Raw genomic sequence first — 18352 nt, 5'->3', positions numbered from 1 at the left:
CATTAATCATGCTTTTTCATCAGGTGCGGCGACAGGTTAAGCTCGCGCCCGCGGCGCAAGCGGATACGGCTGCGCCGCCAGAAACGCACGCCCAGCCACAGCAGCAACAGCCCAGCCACGGTAAGGATGCTGGACAACGGTTTGTTGGCGTTGAGTTCCTGCAGGGCAGGGTAGTTGCCCAGCAGGCCGGCGACCCCGGCCATGGCCAGCAATACGCCCAGCGTCGCCAGCAGGGCCGACAGGCCGGCCGCCAGGCGGGCGCCCCAGTTACGCGGTTCGCGCGGGCGCAGGCGCTTGGCGTCGAAACTGCCTTTGAGCTTCATTCCGCTCTCCTCGGTGGATATCCGGAATTCGACCTGCTGCTGCCCATCGGGTTCCGCCCGGCTGCCGGGCGGTCCTTCAAGCCGCTCAGATCAGGCTGGCGGTGGGTGCGACGCAAGCGAAGTTGTCAGCCATCACGGCCATTTCGCACTGGTGAATCTGCGCGGCCGGAATGACGCCGTCCTTGAATGCCAGGTCGCGGGTGGCCGACGCGTCTTCTACCAGGGTGCACCGATAACCATAGTCCTTGGCGCGGCGAACGGTGGTGCTGACGCTGGAATGGCTCATGAAACCACAGACGATCAGGTCCAGGTGGCCCAGCTCCTGCAACGTTTCGTGCAGCTTGGTGTTCTTGAACGCGTTGGGCATGCGTTTTTCGATGACGATTTCACCTTCCAGCGGCTCCAGCCCCGGAATGAACTGGCCAGCCGGCCCCTGGGGGTCGAAACGGCCACCCACAGTGCCCAGGTGGCGAACATGGATGATCGGACGGCCGCTTTTACGGGCGGCGTCGAGCAACCTGGCGATGTTGGCCACGGCCTCATCCATGCCTGACAGCTTCAGGGGACCACTGAGGTACTCCTTTTGTGCATCGATGATGATCAGGCTGGCTTGGCTCAGCTTGGCCGGCGGATAGTCGCGGCCAGTGAGGCGAAACATCGTGGTTGGAACGGACATCAAGGGCTCCTTGGATAGGGCTTTTGTATACCTATTCTCCTCTGCCTTGGCGCCAATGGGAATGGTTGACAACGCAAGCGGCATGGTTACTGGCCTGTGGCTAGCCTTTGGGCAAGGCAAAGGAACAAATGTGTGGGTGGGGCTGTTAGACTTTTGTCCGGTCTGAAAATAGGAGTACCCCGTGATCACATCCCGTCTGCGCACGCTGCGCGACTACATCCGCTGGGCGGTCAGCCGCTTCCACGAGCATGACCTGTTCTTCGGTCACGGTGCCGACAACGCCTGGGACGAAGCCCGCCTGCTGGTGCTGGGTGCGGTGCACCTGCCATGGGAGGTGGCCGACAGCTACCTGGACTGCATGCTCGAGGACGACGAGCGAGTACGCCTGCAGCACCTGCTAAAGCGCCGTATCGAGGAGCGTGTACCGACCGCCTACCTGCTGGGCGAGGCCTGGTTCTGCGGCATGTCGTTCATTGTCGACGAGCGGGTGCTGGTGCCGCGTTCGCCCATTGGTGAGCTGATCGAAAAACGTTTCGAGCCGTGGCTGGCCAGCGAGCCGGCGCGCATTCTGGACCTGTGCACAGGGTCGGGCTGCATCGGCATCGTAGCCGCTGATGTGTTCCCCGAGGCCGAGGTGGTGTTGGCCGACCTGTCGTTCCAGGCCCTTGAAGTGGCCAACCAGAACATCGAACGCCATGGCCTGGACGGGCGCGTGTACACCGTGCAGGGCGATGGCTTTGGCGGTTTGCCGGGGCAGCGTTTCGACCTGATCCTGTCCAACCCGCCGTATGTCGATGCCGAAGACTTCGACGACATGCCGGCCGAGTACCACCATGAGCCCGAGCTGGGCCTGGCCTGCGGCAGCGACGGCCTGGACCTGGTACGGCGGATGCTGGCCGAAGCGGCTGACCACCTGACCGAGAAGGGTCTGCTGATTGTCGAAGTGGGCAACAGCCAGGTGCATGTCGAGGCGTTGTACCCAGAGGTGGACTTTGCCTGGCTGGAATTCGAGCGTGGCGGGCACGGGGTGTTCATGCTCACGGCCGAGCAGTGCCGCCAGCATCAGGAACTGTTCAAGGCCCGCGTCTAGGCTATCTGGGGCTGCTTTGCAGCCCATCGCGACATATCTCGATCAATCTGTAGGAGCGGCCTTGTGTCGCGATGGGCCGCGAAGCGGCCCCAATCTCCCCCGGCTGATGCGTTCTCAGCGCGTTGCAATCCAGATCAACAGCCCTGCCTGGAACACGGCAAACGCCACCAGGCAGGTAATGGTGAAACGCAATCCGCCGTCTTCGCGCTGATATTTGGCCACCCGCTCATCCCGCTCGCGCAGTTGCCCTTCCTTTTCCTGCAGTTGCTGGTCCGCCTGTTGCAGCAGGTGGGCGGCATCCAGAATGTCCACCCGTTGCAGGCGCTCGCTGCTCCAGACGGCCTTGAGCTGGCCCACCGTCATGTCCGCGATACGGCCCTTCAGGTGCTGGCTGTCCTCGTACTGCACCTCGATACCCACCCCGCGCAAGCAGTGGTCACGGCGCAGGCGTGAGTCCTCGTTCAGGGCATCCTTGCTTGGCAGCGCCATGCCTTCCACCCGGTAGTGCGACCACTTGCGCTGCAACCACTGCGCGGCCTGGGCCAGCATGAAACGGCCGATGCCACGGTTCACCGGTTCCAGTTGCAGGCCATGTTCATTGCCGATGCGCACCAGGCGCTCGGCATGGTCGACGCGGATGTCCAGGCGGTTCTGCTCTTTGTGCACTTTCTGGCCAGGCAACTGGATTTCCATGCGCAGCAGGCTGTGTGCCTTGTCATGGCGCTCGGCATAGCCGAACTGCACAAAACGCAGCGGCCGCGCGCCGGTGCTGCGGTCGGTAGGCAGTGCAGCCAGGCGTAGCAGCTGGAAATGTTCGGCGGTCAGCTCGGCCCAGGGCAGGGCGGGGGTTTCCTGGGGTTCTTCGGCCGGCTCGACGGCGGTGGGGGAGGTGGTCATCAGGGCTTGTCCTCAGCTATGCCTGCTGTATCGGCAGGCATGGCTGAGACCTGAGCCTGTTTGCCTTACGCCGAAGGCAAATGCTGGATGAACGTCACAATTCGCTCGCCCAGCTCGCGCGCCAGCGGCAGCTCAGGGTTGAGGTAGCTGTCGCGCTGCTGGCTCATGCCCTTGGGGCTGATGCGCAACATGTGGTTCATGCCATCGATCAGGACCAGTTGTGCATCTGGCTTGGCCGCTTTCAGCCGTTGGGCGTCGGCCACGTCCACCTGCACGTCGTTGCGCCCCTGCACGATCAGCGCGGGCATGGGCAGGCGGGCAAAGGCGTCTGCCGGGTTTTGCTGGAACAGCGAAATCAGGTACGGCTGCACGCTGGGGCGAAACACCTGGCGCAGCGGCGCTGGCACATCCAGGCTGGTCTGCCCGGCCTGCAGGCGGTCGAGCAGGGCACTGCCACTGGCCAGTTGCGCGGGCGGCAGGCGCTGGGCCAGTTGTTCGTGCAGCACCTCGGCCAGCGGCCGGCCGCTGCCGGCCAGGGTGATGACTGCGCTGGCGCCCGCCTGCTCGGCGGCCAGGCTGGCAATCAGTGCGCCTTCGCTGTGGCCAATCAGGATCAGCGGGCCGAAGCGCGGGTCGGCTTTGAGCTTGCGGCTCCAGGCGACCACATCGGCCACATAGCGCTCCACGCTGAGGTCACGCTCGTCAGGCGTGGCCGGCTGGCTGGCGGCCACCCCGCGCTTGTCGTAACGCACGCTGGCAATGTGTTCGTTGGCCAGCAGCAGGGCCAGGCGCTTGAGGTTGTCGACCCGGCCCGATGCCGGGTTGTTGCCGTCGCGGTCGGTGGGGCCGGATCCGGCGATGATCAGCACCACGGGCGGCGGGGTGGCCTGCTGTGGCAGCAGCAGGCTGCCGTGCAGCACGCCCTGGCCGGTGTCCAGGTCGATCGGGCGTTGCAGGACAGTGGGGGCGGCGGCCTGGGCCAGGCCGGTGCACAGCAGGAAGAGCAAGGCGACGAGGCGCGACATCATGCGGTACTACATGGGGAGATGTGGGTTGGACTCACTGTTTGCGGGAAGGTTCTGTACAGGGCAGGTCTGGCCCTTTCGCGGTACGGGGCTGCACACCCTTTGGATCTGGTGGTGACCGTGTAGGAGCGGGTTTACCCGCGAAGAGGCCAGCACAGGCCGCCCAACCATCTGTATACTGCCGCTTTCGTCCACTTCAGGCAGAACTCGCGGAGCGTCCATGTCCGGCAATACCTACGGCAAGCTGTTCACTGTCACCACCGCTGGCGAGAGCCATGGCCCGGCGTTGGTCGCCATTGTCGATGGATGCCCTCCGGGCCTGGAAATCTCCCTCGCCGACCTGCAGCACGACCTTGACCGGCGCAAGCCCGGCACCAGCCGGCACACCACCCAGCGCCAGGAAGCCGACGAGGTAGAAATCCTTTCGGGCGTGTTCGAAGGCCGCACCACCGGCTGCTCGATCGGCCTGCTGATCCGCAACACCGATCAGAAGTCCAAGGACTACTCGGCCATCAAGGACCTGTTCCGCCCGGCCCACGCCGACTACACCTACCACCACAAGTATGGCATCCGCGACTACCGCGGCGGCGGCCGCAGCTCGGCCCGTGAAACCGCCATGCGCGTGGCCGCTGGCGCTATCGCCAAGAAGTTCCTGGCCACCCAGGGCATCACCGTGCGTGGCTACATGAGCCAGCTGGGCCCGATCGAAATCCCGTTCAAGACCTGGGAGTCGGTGGAGCAGAACGCCTTCTTCAGCCCTGACCCGGACAAAGTGCCTGAGCTGGAGGCCTACATGGACCAGCTGCGCCGTGACCAGGATTCGGTGGGCGCCAAGATCACCGTGGTCGCAGAAGGCGTGATGCCCGGGCTGGGCGAGCCGATCTTCGACCGCCTGGATGCAGAGCTGGCCCATGCGCTGATGAGCATCAACGCGGTCAAGGGCGTGGAAATCGGCGCCGGCTTCGCCAGTGTGGCCCAGCGCGGCACCGAGCACCGTGACGAACTGACCCCGGAAGGCTTCCTCAGCAACAACGCGGGCGGCATTCTGGGCGGTATTTCCTCCGGTCAGCCGATCATTGCGCACCTGGCGCTGAAGCCCACTTCCAGCATCACCACCCCGGGCCGCTCGATCGATGTCGATGGCAACCCGGTGGACGTCATCACCAAGGGCCGCCACGACCCGTGCGTGGGCATCCGTGCCACGCCGATTGCCGAGGCGATGATGGCCATTGCGCTGATGGACCACCTGCTGCGCCACCGTGCGCAGAATGCCGATGTGAAGGTCGCTACCCCGGTGCTGGGCCAGCGCTGATTTGCCTGCGCCGGCCTCTTCGCGGGTAAACCCGCTCCTACATCGGGATATCATCGCCCTCAGGTGCAGTAGCAGGGTGAAATCCGCGTAGGCGCGGGTTCACCCGCGAAGAGGCCGGCCCAGGTCCCCACAAGGCCACCCCATGCAACCCATCCCCTACTGGCGCCTGTCCAGCTTCTACCTGTTCTACTTCGCCCTGCTGGGTTCCACCGCACCCTTCCTGGCGCTGTACTTCGACCACCTGGGCTTCTCCCCGGCGCGCATCGGCGAGCTGGTGGCCATCCCCATGCTGATGCGCTGCGTGGCCCCCAACCTGTGGGGCTGGCTGGGCGATCGCACGGGCCAGCGCTTGTTGATCGTCCGCCTTGGCGCGCTGTGCACGCTGGCCACCTTCGCCCTGATCTTCTTCGGCAAAAGCTATGCCTGGCTGGCGCTGGTAATGGCCCTGCACGCGTTCTTCTGGCATGCGGTGCTGCCGCAGTTCGAGGTCATCACCCTGGCCCACCTGCACGGGCAGACGTCGCGCTACAGCCAGGTACGTCTGTGGGGCTCGATCGGTTTCATCCTTACCGTGGTTGGCCTGGGCCGCTTGTTCGAGTGGTTGAGCCTGGACATCTACCCGGTGGCGCTGGTCACGATCATGGCCGGCATCGTCGCCGCCAGCCTGTGGGTGCCCAATGCCCAGCCGGTGGAGCAGGGCGGGCGCAGCGGCACGGGGGGCTTCCTGCAGCAGTTGCGTGCCCCGGGGGTGATCGCGTTCTACGCGTGCGTGGCCCTGATGCAGCTTAGCCACGGGCCGTACTACACCTTCCTTACCCTGCACCTGGAGCACTTGGGCTACGCGCGCGGTGCCATCGGCCTGCTTTGGGCGCTTGGGGTGGTGGCCGAGGTGTTGATGTTCATGGTCATGAGCCGCCTGTTCGCCCGTTTCAGCGTGCAGCGCGTGCTGTTGGTCAGCTTCCTGCTGGCGGCATTGCGCTGGCTGCTGCTGGGCAACCTGGCGCAGGAGCCGGCTGTACTGATCTTCGCCCAGCTGTTGCACGCGGCCACCTTCGGCTGCTTCCATGCCGCCAGCATCGCCTTCGTCCAGGCCAGCTTCGGCGCCCGCCAGCAGGGCCAGGGCCAGGCGCTTTACGCAGCGCTGTCGGGAACCGGTGGTGCGCTGGGGGCGCTGTTCTCAGGCTACAGCTGGAAGCTGCTGGGCCCCACCTTCACCTTTGGTATGGCCAGTGCCGCAGCCTTGGCCGCAGCCGTTATCATTGCCCTTTGTTCGCAACCGACCAGGACCCGCCCCTGATGAGCATTCTCAGCGTTTTCCACCCCGCCAGCCCGGCACTGCCGAACAAGGTGCTGACTCACCACGACGACATCGCCGCTACGTTGGCCGAGCAGGGCGTGCGCTTTGTGCATGCCGAACCTGGCCTGCGGGTACGCCCAGGCACGGCCCGGGACGAGGTGCTGGATGTTTGCCGCGTGTATCTGGATGAGTTGATGACGGCGCATGGCAGCAAGGCCTTCGCGCTGCTAAACCGTGACGGTGAAGACCCGGCACAGGTCGATGTGCGTGATGAACATGTGCATGATGCCGACGAGCTGTTCGCCGTGGTCAGCGGGCGGGCGCAGGTTGGCCTGCGGCTGGGCGGCTGGGTGTATTCGGTGCTGTGCGAGAAGGGGGACCAACTGCTGGTGCCGGCCGGGACCCGGCGCTGGGTTGAGTTGGGGGATACACCGTTTTGCCTGGCGTTGCGCTTGTATGGCAGCGAGCAGGGCATGCAGGCGCGCTTTACCGGGGATGTGACGGCGCGGGCATTCCTTGGGATCGACGAGTTGTAAGGGCATTGCCGGCCTCTTCGCGGGTAAACCCGCTCCTACATTGGTTGCGCCGCCCTCAGGCATCGCGCCGTCAATGTAGGAGCGGGTTCACCCGCGAAGAGGCCAGCTCAGCCAATACACCCCTCAGCGGTAAGTCGGCAGGGCAAACCGCTGCTGGCTCTGCAGCATCGAGATGACCGGCAATTCACTGGCCTCTTCAGCCAGGTCACGTCGGATGGCACTGATCGCCCAGGACAGCTGTTCGGCACTGTGCAATTGCCCATAGGTCAGGACCCGGCGGGTTACCTTGCCATCCGCTGCGCGCAGGGTAAGCAGTACACCGCCATCGGGCCGGGCTTTGGTATTCACCTGATAGGCCGAAAATACCGAGGCGAATTTTTGCTGGATGAGGTCCATATCAACTCCTGGCTGGTGTGTGGCAGACATGAGTTGATGGTTGCAGTGACCGTGCCAGAATCCGGGTTGGCGAAAAAACCAGTAAATACAGGCGGTTACGGGAAATTTACAGAAGCGGCATCGTGCAGGCTGCACGGTCGTGCGTTTTGCACAGTGCATTTTGCACGGGTCAGTGTTTGCCTATCGGCCTCATAGAATCTGAACCTTTGACCGCATTGGCATGCCTGACAAACACTTGGGCCATCAATTATGCCAGGAGGTTCCCTATGTCCAGCCAAACCGCGCCCGCCACCATGACCGATGACGAAACCGCTGCGTTCGCCGAGCAGGTGTTCGAACGTGCCCGCCAGGGCGACGCCGATATGCTCGGGCGCCTGCTTGCCAGCGGCCTGCCGGCCAACCTGCGTAACCACAAGGGCGATACTCTGCTGATGCTGGCCAGCTACCACGGCCACCACGAGGCGGTGCGCGTGCTGCTGGCGCAAGGTGCCGACCCGCTGATTGCCAACGACAATGGCCAGCTGCCGATTGCCGGTGCCGCATTCAAAGGGGACCTGGCGATGATTCGCCTGCTGGTGGAGCATGGTGTGCCGGTGGATGCCACGGCAGAGGACGGTCGCACCGCGCTGATGTTGGCGGCGATGTTCAACCGCAGCGAAATCCTCGACTATCTGCTGGCCAAGGGGGCCGACCCGGCGCACCAGGACGCCCGCGGTATCACTGCCCTGATGGCGGCGCAAACCATGGGCGCAGCAGACACTGCCGCGCGCCTGCAAGCGCTGGCCGGCTAACGGCCTGGGGGCATTTGCGGCTATCCTTGGCGACTTTTCACCCGTCGCAGGCCCCTTTCATGAAAACTCAGTTGCTCGAATTCATCAGCCTCATTGGCGCCGGCTGCATGCGTGAGGCAGACATCGAGCGTATCGCCGACGAGGCCGCCCAGGCCTACGCCGACCCTGTCGCCTTCCTGGCCGCCAACCCCGATATCAACTACGACGACACGTTCCCGATCCCTTTGGGCGAATGGGTGGTGCTGGGCAGCCTGCCGGATACCGTGGTGTTCCAGGCCGACAGCTACCAGGACCTGTTCCAGCAGATCAGCGACTCATTCGACAACAGCGTGCCGTTTACCCTCAAGCCCAAGCAACTGGCCCGTACCGAGCCACTGACTGCGCTTAACCGTATCCAGGTGCAGATGGGCGCGCTGAACAAGGAGGCTGGTGGTTATGTGCTGCTCAACTTCAGCCAGTTGCTCGATGACGAACTGCAGATGGTCATGGTGGGGCAGCAGGACCTGGCGCGGGTAATGGAGCTGGGGGCAGCGCTGGGCATCAAGGTCGAGCCGGCGCTGGAAGCCTTGAAGGTCGCCGTCCACATCTGAAGCCTGGCACAGGCCGCTCCACAGGCCGGTGTTCAGCCTCAACCCAGCGCAGTGTCGAGAAACATCATCACCGCAAACCCGCCCATCAACCCCAGGGTCGCCGCTGTCTGGTGCCCGTTGCGGTGGGTTTCGGGGATTACCTCGTGGCTGACCACAAAGATCATCGCCCCCGCCGCCAGCCCCATACTGATCGGGTAGGCGAGGGCAAAGCCGGTAGAAATCCCCAGCCCGATCACCGCCCCTAGCGGCTCCATCAGGCCCGACCCTATCGCCACCAACGCGGCCTTCAGGTTAGAAAGCCCCGTGGCGCGCAAGGCCAGCGCCACGGCCAGCCCCTCGGGGATGTCCTGGATGGCGATGGCACTGGTCAGCGGCAGGCCGATGTTCATGTCGCCATTGGCAAAGCTAACGCCAATGGCCATGCCTTCAGGCAGGTTGTGCAGGGTAATCGCCAGCACGAACAGCCACACACGGCTGATGCGCTCGGCTTCGGGCCCGCACGGGCCGGTACTTTCGTGTTCATGCGGGGTGAAGCGGTCCAGGCCCAGCATCAGCAGCACACCCAGGCCCATGCCCAGCACCACGGTAAACGCAGCGGCCGGGCCGTTGCCAGTGATCTCGCGGGCAGCCTCCAGGCCCGGCAGAATCAGGGAAAACGAGCTGGCGGCCAGCATCATGCCGGCAGCAAAGCCCAGCATCACGTCCTGGGTGCGCGCGTTGACATCGCGCAGCACCACTGCCAGCACGGCGCCCAGTGCAGTGGCGCCAAAGCCGGACAACCCGCCCAGCATGGCCAGGTGCAGGTTGTCGGCATGGTCGCCGTTCACCGCGTTCCAGAGGCTGGCGGCCAGCAGCACGCACACCGCCAGCAGGCTCAGGCCCAGGCCGGCGCTGAGCCAGGGGGCATCGGTAAGCTGCTGGCGCCAGGCCTGCAGCAGTGAAGGTGGCGCGGCGCTTTGGCTGTGGCTGGGTGGCATGCGAACCTCGAATCAGTAAATGCAGTCAGTCTACCGAGGGACCTGCGACATCCGCCAAGGATTCCCTTCTATTGGTGCTATAGCTGACTATGCTGTGCAGCAAAGCCTCTGGACAGGAATACAGACATGGGATCTACCTTCAACAGCCTGGTTGGGCTGATCATTCTGGCGCTGGATATCTGGGCCATTCTCAACGTGATCAAGAGTGGCAGTGAGGTGGGCATCAAGGTGTTGTGGATCTTGTTGATCGCATTGCTGCCGGTGGTGGGGCTGGTGATCTGGGCGATTGCCGGGCCGCGGGGGAATGTGCGGATCTAGGCGCATTACTGACAAAGCCAGTAATAGGGCCGTGACAAAATTTTCACATGGGTTTAAACAGAATCCGCACCCGCACAATGCTGCGATGGCCTGGCGCCATCGCCTCTTCGCAAACCGCAATCCTAGGACCTTCCCATTCATGGCTAACACGGACGCCTTGAAGCAACAGGGCGCGCGAACGTCATTTTCGCCGACCCTGAAATCCCACCTGGCCTACACGCTGCTCAGCGGCCTGGTGATCATGCTGATGCTCAGCCTCGTGCGCCTGGCGCTGTTGGCCTACAACAACGACATGGTCGGCGATACCCCTTATTCGACGGTCGCCGAAGGCTTCCTCACCGGCTTGCGCTTCGACCTGCGGGTGGTGGTTTACATCAGCATTCCGCTGCTGCTGGCCATCCTCAGCCCCTGGGCCATGGCCCGGCGGGGCGTGTTCCGTTTCTGGCTGACCCTCGCGTCGAGCGTGGTGATGTTCCTCGGCCTGATGGAAATGGACTTTTACCGCGAGTTCCACCAGCGCCTCAACGGCCTGGTTTTCCAATACATCAAGGAAGACCCGAAGACCGTCATGAGCATGCTCTGGTACGGTTTTCCGGTGGTTCGCTACCTGCTGGCCTGGGCCTTCGGTACCTGGCTGCTGAGCCTGCTGTTCAAGGGTATCGATCGCGCCACCCGTGCCGAAGGCCTGTACCGCGTTGCCCCGTGGTACCAGCGCCTGGCGGTATTCATGGTGATCTTGCTGGTGGCCGTGGTCGCTGCCCGTGGCACCCTGCGCCAGGGGCCGCCGATGCGCTGGGGTGATGCCTTTACCACCGACTCCAACTTCGTCAACCAGCTGGGCCTGAACGGCACCCTGACCCTGATCGACGCCGCCAAGAGCCGCTTTGGCGAGGACCGGGCCAACATCTGGAAGCCAGTCCTGGAGCAGGACGTGGCCACGCAAAGTGTGCGTGAGCAACTGCTGACCGCCCACGACACCCTGGTCGACGCCGACGAAGCCGCTATCCGCCGCGACTTTGTGCCGCCGGCTGACCGTACCCTGCCGATCAAGAACGTGGTGGTGATCCTGATGGAAAGCTTCGCCGGCCACTCGGTAGGCGCGCTTGGCAGCCCCAACAACATCACCCCGTACTTCGACAAGCTGGCCAAGGAAGGCCTGCTGTTCGATCGCTTCTTCTCCAACGGCACCCATACCCATCAGGGCATGTTCGCCACCATGGCCTGCTTCCCCAACCTGCCAGGTTTCGAATACCTGATGCAGACCCCGGAAGGCGGCCACAAGCTGTCGGGCCTGCCGGCTTTGCTCAGCGCGCGTGACTACGACGACGTGTACGTCTACAACGGCGACTTTGCCTGGGACAACCAGTCCGGGTTCTTCGGCAACCAGGGGATGACCACCTTCATCGGCCGTAATGACTTCGTCAACCCGGTGTTCTCCGACCCGACCTGGGGTGTGTCCGACCAGGACATGTTCGAACGCGGCAACGAAGAGCTGGCCAAGCACGATGGCAAGAAGCCGATCTACGCGCTGCTGCAGACGCTGTCCAACCACACGCCATATGCCCTGCCGAAGGACCTGCCGGTCGAGAAAGTGACCGGCCAGGGCCGTCTGGACGAGCACCTGACCGCCATGCGTTATTCGGACTGGGCGTTGGGCCAGTTCTTCGAGAAGGCGCGTAAGGAGCCTTACTTCAAGGACACCCTGTTCGTCATCGTCGGTGACCATGGCTTTGGCAACCACCAGCAGGTTACCGAGCTGGACCTGGGCCGCTTCAACGTGCCGCTGCTGCTGATTGCCCCGGGCATTCAGGAGAAGTTCGGTGCGGTGAACCACACCGTGGGCACCCAGGTCGATATCGTACCGACCATCATGGGCCGCCTGGGTGGCAAGGCTCGCCACCAGTGCTGGGGGCGCGACCTGCTCAACCTGCCCGAGGGTGACCAGGGCGTGGGCATGATCAAGCCGTCGGGCAGCGAGCAGATTGTCGGGCTGGTGCAGGGTGACCGTATCCTGATCGAGTCCAAGGACATGAGCCCGCGGATGTACCGCTACCAGTTGGGCAGCGAGTTCAAGGCCGAACTGATCGAAAGCCCGGACCAGCCGGAAATGCTCAAGAAACTGGAAGCGTATATCCAGACCGCGACCAAGAGCCTGCTGGATAACACCGCTGGCGTGGTGCACGGCACGCCGAAGTAAACCGGGGCCGCGTTGCGGCCCATTCGCGGGCAAGCCCGCGAATGGGCCCCGCGCAATTTTCCCGGACTGAACATTATCCCCGCCCCAAGGTCAGTTATTCAGGCGTCACACACCTGGTATTCGTTGACTGAGAGGGTCCGTTCAATGAAAGAGTGGGAAGTCATTTTTGCCGACCAGAAGGGCGAACCGTCTGCATTGCTGTTGCATGCCGAGCATTGCCCCAGCGAGGAAGACGCTGCGCGGGCCATCCGCTCACACCTGTTTCCGGTGATGGACGAGCTGGACCTCAACGACTTCCAGGACCGTATCGAATCCCCGACCGTACAGTGGCTCAAAGAGCATAGCGGTGTGACCATCACCAGCATTCACGAAGTACCCTGAACCACACGTTTGCGTGGTGCATTGGCAGGCACTACGCTGGGGGAGTGCCTGCCTGTTCTGAGGGTTGGCGCCGCTTCAATTCGCGTCTTGCATCAGCTCGAACTGCACGGCCTTTGCCGGCAGGTGCGTAGTGCACGGAAAGTCTATCCATTGCTTTATTCAGGAGGACGATTCATGAGCAGCCAGAACGACGATATCAGCAGCAACGTCCTGCGCCAGATGAAAGCAGGCGGTTTCGACTTCACCCAGATCCACCCCATCGAGTTCTATGCCGTATTCCCGGATGAAGCAGGGGCCCGTCGTGCCGCCGGGCAGTTTCGCGGGGAATCGCTCAATGCCCAGGTGAAGGAGCTGGGCGACGGTGCCTGGCACCTGGAGCTGAGCAAGGTCATGTACGCCACCCATGGCGGGATTGGCGACTTTGAAGAGGCCTTCGAGCAGTTGGTGACACCGTATGGGGGTGAGGTGGAGGGGTGGGGCGTCAAGCACGAACGGCTCATGGCCTGACCGTTTGGAGTTGGCCCGTTCGCGGGTCAACCCGCGCCTACACATTGATGGATGGTGGACACCACCTGCCGTTGTAGGAGCGGGTTCACCCGCGAATACGGTGGCGGCGGCAACGGTGAACGGCCAGGGATATTGGCCAGCAGGCCCGGCCCTTTCGCGGGTAAACCCGCTCCTAAGACGGTCTGTGTCCGACCCCAGGAGTGTGCCCAACCCCCGTTGTGCGTCCACTACCGTGTAGGAACGGGTTCACCCGCGAAGAGGCCCTCAAGGCTTACGCGCTGCCATGTGCCCCAAATAGGCCAGCAGCGCATCCAGTTCCTTTTCACTCAACACATTTTCGGCAAACCCCGGCATCTTCGCCTGCGGCCACCGCCGCAGGCTTTGCGGGTCGCGTATCAACTTGCGTAAGTAAACCGGCTGAAAATACTCGGTCGGGTTATACGGCACATTCAAGTCCGGCCCCACTTGCCCATCTCCCGCACCGTTCAACCGGTGGCACACCAGGCAGTTCTGCTGGAACAGTGCAAAGCCGTGGCGCACCGGGCTGTCGGCCGGCAGCTTCGGGTCGGGTAGCAGCGCAGGAAACCGCTGGTCCACCGGGGCCAGCTTGCGAAGGGTAGAGATCTGGAATGGCCATTGCTCAGGGCGGATGCCGCTGGCCTGCGGCGCAGTCCACACCAGGTAGAACGGCCCGGCACTTGGCTTGCCTTGACCCAGTGATGGCCACGGCTTGTCGGGGTCTTCCACGGCCAGCCAGGCCCGCGCCGGCCCATGCTGCAGCAAGGGCGCAGCGGGCATTTCGGCGGCAAAGCCATCCAGCGCCACGGCCTGCAGGTGATCGCTGGCACTCACACCTTCCAGCAGCGTGACCAGGGGGACCGCCCGATAGTGCATGGGGCGTTTGTAGGATACGTCCTGTTCGATGCTGATGTCCTGGGCCTGTGGGTGGCCAAGCAGTTCGGCGCTGCTCCACTGGCGCGGTGTCGCGCCCAGTTCAAGGTGCAGTTGCGCCGCCGACAAGGGCAGGCTCAGGAGCAACGCTAGCAGGGCAAGGCAGTGGCGCATAGGCAATCTCCGACCATCAAGGCCAGCAGGTTACCTGTGCGTTGCCCGTTGACGCCACCGCCGCAGTCAGCCGAACAAACGTGTCAGGTTCGGCAAGATCAACAGTAACGTGGTGGCAAATAAAATGAGCCCAGCTTGGCGAATTTTCGATTGTCTGAACATGGCGGACCGCCTTCTTGTTGTTATTCCTGAATACCCGTTGGCTTCCTTGTCGCGCTTCGGGTCGATCGCAGTGGCGTTGTGGCGCCGGACTGCTTGCCTCTTGAAAGTGGATATACCTTCAACAGTAGGGTGTGCGTTACCCATATTTGAGAACCCTTTGTTCTAACTGCGCAAAAACACCATTCCTCTGGCTATGAGGCCAAGTGCTATCTATCTGACACGCTCTGTCTAGACAGTGGCGCCACTGCCCGGCAGGTGCCGACGAAATGTGACCGTTCGTCAGTGCAGCCTACTTGCTTGTACGTGTCTTTCGCGGCAGTCTCTACAGCAGATTCCCACCCATGTCGTTCAGGACTACCCCTATGTCGTTACGCATCTGCATCCTTGAAACCGATGTCCTGCGACCGGAGTTGACGGCGCAATATCAGGGCTACGGCAGGATGTTCGAGCAGCTCTTTTCGCGTCAGCCGATTGCCGCCGAATTTTGTGTGTACAACGTGATGCACGGCGACTATCCCGCCGACAGTGAAAAGTTCGATGCCTACCTTGTGACGGGCAGCAAGGCCGATTCGTTCGGTACCGACCCGTGGATCCAGACGCTGAAGGCCTACCTGCTCAAGCTGTACCAACGCGGTGAAAAGCTGCTGGGCGTGTGTTTTGGCCACCAGTTGCTGGCCTTGACCCTGGGTGGCAAGGCCGAGCGGGCTGAGCAAGGCTGGGGCGTGGGTATTCATCGCTACGCGTTGGCGGCGCATGCGCCGTGGATGGACCCGCAGGTGTCAGAGCTGAGCTTGCTGATCAGCCACCAGGACCAGGTGACCGAACTGCCCGAAGGCGCTACGGTGATCGCCTCCAGCGATTTCTGCCCGAATGCGGCGTACCACATTCGCGACCAGGTGCTGTGCTTCCAGGGCCACCCGGAATTCGTGCATGACTACTCCCGCGCACTGCTCGATGCGCGCCAGGAATACCTGGGTGACGAGGTGTACCACAAGGCCGTCGCCAGCCTGGCTACCGAGCACCAGGGTGATTTGGTAGGGGAGTGGATGTTGCGGTTTATCCAGCAGCCATCAAAGGCCAACGACAGCGCCGCGTAAGCGGCAGCAACCCTTCGCGGGCACGCCCGCGAAGAGGGCATCAAAGCCAACCCGATTTCTTGAAGCTGGCATACAACCCGGCACACCCCGTCGCAATCACTCCCAGTACCGCGAAGTAACCGTAGTGCCAGCTCAGCTCCGGCATGTTCTGGAAGTTCATCCCATACACCCCGGCAATGGCCGTAGGGAAGGCCAGAATCGCCGCCCAGGCCGCGAATTTGCGCTGCACGATGCTTTGCCGTGACGACTCCAGCAGCATGCCGATCTCGATCGTCTGGCTGGCAATGTCGCGGATGCCGGCCAAGTCTTCCATCTGCCGTGTCACGTGAATTTGCACGTCCCGAAAGTACGGGCGCATGTTCTTGTCGATGAACGGGAAGTTCAGGCGCTGCAGTTCTTCGCTTACTTCAACCATGGGTGCCACGTAGCGGCGCAGGCGCAGGATGTCACGGCGCAGGCTGTGCAAGCGGCGGATGTCGTCTTCGCGCAGCGAGCCGCCCAGTGCGCTTTCCTCCAGCTCTTCGATTTCGCCATGAATGGCCTCGCTGACCGGTTGGTAGTTCTCGGTGACGAAGTCGAGCAGGGCGTACAGCACGAAGTCTTCGCCATGTTCCAGCAGCAGAGGCCGAGCCTCGCAGCGCTGGCGAACCATGGCGTAGGATTTGGAGTGGCCGTTGCGGCAGGTGATGATGTAGCCGTTACCCGCGAAGATATGGGTTTCGATGAATTCCAGCTTGCCTTCGTGGCGCACTGGCGAATAGGTGACGATGAACAACGCGTCACCGAAGGTTTCCAGCTTGGGCCGGCTGTGTTTTTCCAGGGCATCTTCGATGGCCAGTTCGTGCAGGTTGAACTGCGACTGCAGGTTGGCCAGCTCCTCGGCATTGGGCTCTTCCAGGCCGATCCACACAAAATGCCCCGGCTTGCGCGCCCACTCGCTGCCTTCGTCGATGCTGATGTTGGTGACCTTTCTGCCGGCGCTGTATACCGCCGATGCCACGACTCGACCCATGGTTGTCCGCTTATTCGTTTGAACACGGATACAGCTTGGGCTGTACCCGGCTTTAGAGCAACCCGGATCAGGCCAGTTCTTTTTCCATGCGGTCGATGCACTGCTGCATTTGCCCCCGGCATTGTTCGATCAGCGCGGGCAGGTCCTGCAGCGTCATGCCCGTCGTGGCAATGGGCGGCAGCGAACGCACAATTACCGTGCGCTGGCGCCAGCTGTTCAGGCTCAGGCGCCTGGCATAGCGGCTGACGCAGACCGGCACGATCGGCACACCCGCCTCGATGGCCATGTGAAATGCGCCTTTCTTGAACGCCAGCAAATGCTCGCCGGCGTTGCGGGTGCCTTCGGGGAAAATCCAGATCGAGGTGTCGTCCTGCAAAACCCGGGTGGTTTTCTGTATAGCCCTGCGCGCCTGATAGGCGTTCTTGCGGTCGACCAGCACGTTGCCGCCCAGCCAGAACAATTGGCCGAACAGCGGGATCCAGCCCAGGCTCTTCTTGCCGATGGCAACGGTGCGTTGCGGCACCACCTGGCCCAGCACGAAAAGGTCGAAATTGGACTGGTGGTTGGCCACGATCACACAGCCGGGCGGGTGGTCCCACAATGGGCCGACTTCGGCCTTGACCTTGATGCGCATCAGCCAGGTGGCCGGCAAGCTGTAGAGCCGGGCGAAAACGCGGCTGTTGTCAGGGTTGAAGGGGCGGCACAGACCAATGATCAGGCCCACGGCGCCAACGGCAAGAAAATGCAGCCCCAGCAGGAACATACGCAATAAATAAAGCATGGTACGACTCACACCAGACGGTCGCAGGGCAGTGTACGGGTGTGCACTGGTTGGGGCAAACCTTGGTGCAGGCCTGTTCCGCCCCTTTCGCGGGCAAACCCGCGAAAAGGGCCCGTGCGGCTAGCCCATGTGCTGCTGATCCAGCTCGATCGCCTTGTCCAGCGCCTCCAGCAGCCCTTTGCGCACTTTCAGCTTGGTGTTCTTGTGCGCCAGCATGTTCAGCTTCTTCAGCTCCCGTGCTGCGGTCATTGCCGCTTCCTGCAACTGCTCGGCCGGTACCACCTTGTCGAGGAAGCCGGCATCCACGGCACCCTGCGGGTCAAACACTTCGGCATTGATCACCGAGCGGTGAAAGGCCGAGCGGCGCAGGCGGTCGCGGGCCAGTTCAATGCCGGCGTGGTGCATGGTCATGCCGATCTGCACCTCGTTCAGGCATACCTTGTACGGCCCTTCGACGCCAATGCGGTAGTCGGCCGACAGCAGCAGGAAGGCGCCCTTTGCCACGGCATTGCCGGGGCAGGCGACCACCACGGGGAACGGGTGCGACAGCAGCCGGCGGGCGAGGGTGGAACCGGCCGTGACCAGGCTGATGGCCTCTTTTGGGCCGCTGGTCATCACCTTGAGGTCGTAACCCCCTGACAGAATGCCCGGCTGCCCTGTGATGATCACCACTGCACGCTCTTCGCTGGCACGGTCCAGCGCTGCATTGAAGGCGGTGATGACGTCCGGCGAGATGGCATTGACCTTGCCGTTGTTCAGGGTAAGGGTGGCGATGCCGTCTTCGGCGTGGTAGGTAATCAGCTCGCTCATGGCAGAGTCCTTTTGTTGGCGTGGCGACGACGTTACCCAGCGCCAGGGGCGAGGTAAAGCAGCAAGGCTGACTGGTCGGTCAGCGCTCACCGCAGCCCAAGTGCAAATACAT

Annotated in this window: 21 protein-coding genes; 11 read left to right on the top strand and 10 right to left on the bottom strand. The window is 62.9% G+C overall.

Going from position 1 to position 18352, the window contains the following annotated elements; genetic code table 11:
- Positions 1-2: 2 nt before the first annotated feature.
- Together LVS58_RS03490 and LVS58_RS03485 are read right to left on the bottom strand one after the other, a co-directional pair.
- A complete protein-coding gene (locus LVS58_RS03490) occupies positions 3-323 on the bottom strand; it encodes a hypothetical protein (protein WP_004577080.1) in 321 nt (106 codons plus the stop codon).
- A gap of 85 nt (positions 324-408) precedes the next feature.
- A complete protein-coding gene (locus LVS58_RS03485) occupies positions 409-999 on the bottom strand; it encodes a cysteine hydrolase family protein (RefSeq protein WP_233689900.1) in 591 nt (196 codons plus the stop codon).
- A gap of 181 nt (positions 1000-1180) precedes the next feature.
- On the opposite strand from LVS58_RS03485, the gene prmB reads away from it, so the two are divergent.
- Entirely contained in the window at positions 1181-2089 is a 909-nt protein-coding gene (gene prmB, locus LVS58_RS03480) for a 50S ribosomal protein L3 N(5)-glutamine methyltransferase (RefSeq protein ID WP_233689899.1), read from the top strand.
- Between the two features lie 114 nt (positions 2090-2203).
- On the opposite strand, the gene LVS58_RS03475 is transcribed toward prmB, so the two are convergent.
- A complete protein-coding gene (locus tag LVS58_RS03475) occupies positions 2204-2986 on the bottom strand; it encodes a hypothetical protein (RefSeq protein WP_233689898.1) in 783 nt (260 codons plus the stop codon).
- A 65-nt stretch (positions 2987-3051) separates the two neighbouring features.
- A complete protein-coding gene (locus LVS58_RS03470) occupies positions 3052-4014 on the bottom strand; it encodes an alpha/beta hydrolase (RefSeq protein ID WP_233689897.1) in 963 nt (320 codons plus the stop codon).
- Positions 4015-4231: 217 nt separating this feature from the next.
- On the opposite strand from LVS58_RS03470, the gene aroC reads away from it, so the two are divergent.
- From aroC to LVS58_RS03455, 3 genes are all read left to right on the top strand, one after another.
- Positions 4232-5323, top strand: a complete 1092-nt coding sequence (gene aroC / locus LVS58_RS03465) for a chorismate synthase (RefSeq protein ID WP_233689896.1) — start codon at positions 4232-4234, stop codon at positions 5321-5323.
- Positions 5324-5465: 142 nt separating this feature from the next.
- The gene (locus tag LVS58_RS03460) at positions 5466-6620 is read left to right on the top strand and encodes an MFS transporter (protein WP_233689895.1); all 1155 of its coding nucleotides are present in this window, start codon (positions 5466-5468) and stop codon (positions 6618-6620) included.
- A complete protein-coding gene (locus LVS58_RS03455) occupies positions 6620-7156 on the top strand; it encodes an oxidase (protein ID WP_233689894.1) in 537 nt (178 codons plus the stop codon). The genes LVS58_RS03460 and LVS58_RS03455 overlap by 1 nt, the downstream gene beginning before the upstream one ends.
- A gap of 123 nt (positions 7157-7279) precedes the next feature.
- Here LVS58_RS03455 and LVS58_RS03450 read toward each other — a convergent pair whose 3' ends face one another.
- Complete coding sequence (locus LVS58_RS03450; protein ID WP_003252809.1) at positions 7280-7552, bottom strand: DUF3509 domain-containing protein; 273 nt, start codon at positions 7550-7552, stop codon at positions 7280-7282.
- A 266-nt stretch (positions 7553-7818) separates the two neighbouring features.
- On the opposite strand from LVS58_RS03450, the gene LVS58_RS03445 reads away from it, so the two are divergent.
- Together LVS58_RS03445 and LVS58_RS03440 are read left to right on the top strand one after the other, a co-directional pair.
- A complete protein-coding gene (locus tag LVS58_RS03445) occupies positions 7819-8343 on the top strand; it encodes an ankyrin repeat domain-containing protein (protein ID WP_233689893.1) in 525 nt (174 codons plus the stop codon).
- A 59-nt stretch (positions 8344-8402) separates the two neighbouring features.
- A complete protein-coding gene (locus tag LVS58_RS03440; RefSeq protein WP_233689892.1) occupies positions 8403-8933 on the top strand; it encodes a hypothetical protein in 531 nt (176 codons plus the stop codon).
- A 38-nt stretch (positions 8934-8971) separates the two neighbouring features.
- Here LVS58_RS03440 and LVS58_RS03435 read toward each other — a convergent pair whose 3' ends face one another.
- Positions 8972-9910, bottom strand: a complete 939-nt coding sequence (locus LVS58_RS03435) for a ZIP family metal transporter (RefSeq protein ID WP_233689891.1) — start codon at positions 9908-9910, stop codon at positions 8972-8974.
- A 126-nt stretch (positions 9911-10036) separates the two neighbouring features.
- Between LVS58_RS03435 and LVS58_RS03430 the strand changes: the two genes are divergently transcribed.
- From LVS58_RS03430 to LVS58_RS03415, 4 genes are all read left to right on the top strand, one after another.
- Positions 10037-10228: a PLDc N-terminal domain-containing protein gene (locus LVS58_RS03430; RefSeq protein ID WP_012271091.1), complete on the top strand. Its 192-nt coding sequence runs from the start codon at positions 10037-10039 to the stop codon at positions 10226-10228.
- 139 nt (positions 10229-10367) lie between these two features.
- Positions 10368-12425, top strand: a complete 2058-nt coding sequence (locus LVS58_RS03425) for an LTA synthase family protein (RefSeq protein ID WP_233689890.1) — start codon at positions 10368-10370, stop codon at positions 12423-12425.
- Positions 12426-12569: 144 nt separating this feature from the next.
- Positions 12570-12806 carry a hypothetical protein gene (locus LVS58_RS03420; RefSeq protein WP_233689889.1) on the top strand — a complete coding sequence of 79 codons (237 nt, stop codon included), beginning with the start codon at positions 12570-12572 and terminating at the stop codon, positions 12804-12806.
- Between the two features lie 174 nt (positions 12807-12980).
- Positions 12981-13313, top strand: coding sequence for a ribonuclease E inhibitor RraB (locus LVS58_RS03415; RefSeq protein WP_233689888.1), 333 nt, complete (start codon positions 12981-12983; stop codon positions 13311-13313).
- 264 nt (positions 13314-13577) lie between these two features.
- Here LVS58_RS03415 and LVS58_RS03410 read toward each other — a convergent pair whose 3' ends face one another.
- A complete protein-coding gene (locus LVS58_RS03410; protein WP_233689887.1) occupies positions 13578-14378 on the bottom strand; it encodes a cytochrome c in 801 nt (266 codons plus the stop codon).
- Positions 14379-14902: 524 nt separating this feature from the next.
- Here LVS58_RS03410 and LVS58_RS03405 point away from each other — a divergent pair.
- Positions 14903-15637: an amidotransferase gene (locus tag LVS58_RS03405; protein ID WP_233689886.1), complete on the top strand. Its 735-nt coding sequence runs from the start codon at positions 14903-14905 to the stop codon at positions 15635-15637.
- Positions 15638-15677: 40 nt separating this feature from the next.
- Here LVS58_RS03405 and LVS58_RS03400 read toward each other — a convergent pair whose 3' ends face one another.
- The 3 genes from LVS58_RS03400 to LVS58_RS03390 form a co-directional block, all read right to left on the bottom strand.
- Positions 15678-16649 carry a magnesium and cobalt transport protein CorA gene (locus LVS58_RS03400; RefSeq protein ID WP_233689885.1) on the bottom strand — a complete coding sequence of 324 codons (972 nt, stop codon included), beginning with the start codon at positions 16647-16649 and terminating at the stop codon, positions 15678-15680.
- 67 nt (positions 16650-16716) lie between these two features.
- Positions 16717-17430 carry a lysophospholipid acyltransferase family protein gene (locus LVS58_RS03395; protein ID WP_233689884.1) on the bottom strand — a complete coding sequence of 238 codons (714 nt, stop codon included), beginning with the start codon at positions 17428-17430 and terminating at the stop codon, positions 16717-16719.
- 120 nt (positions 17431-17550) lie between these two features.
- Positions 17551-18240, bottom strand: coding sequence for a crotonase/enoyl-CoA hydratase family protein (locus tag LVS58_RS03390; protein ID WP_233689883.1), 690 nt, complete (start codon positions 18238-18240; stop codon positions 17551-17553).
- Positions 18241-18352 lie beyond the last annotated feature (112 nt).

The organism is Pseudomonas sp. JR33AA, assembly GCF_021378985.1.
Lineage (GTDB): Bacteria > Pseudomonadota > Gammaproteobacteria > Pseudomonadales > Pseudomonadaceae > Aquipseudomonas > Aquipseudomonas alloputida.
This window is presented reverse-complemented; position numbering and strand designations above follow the sequence as displayed.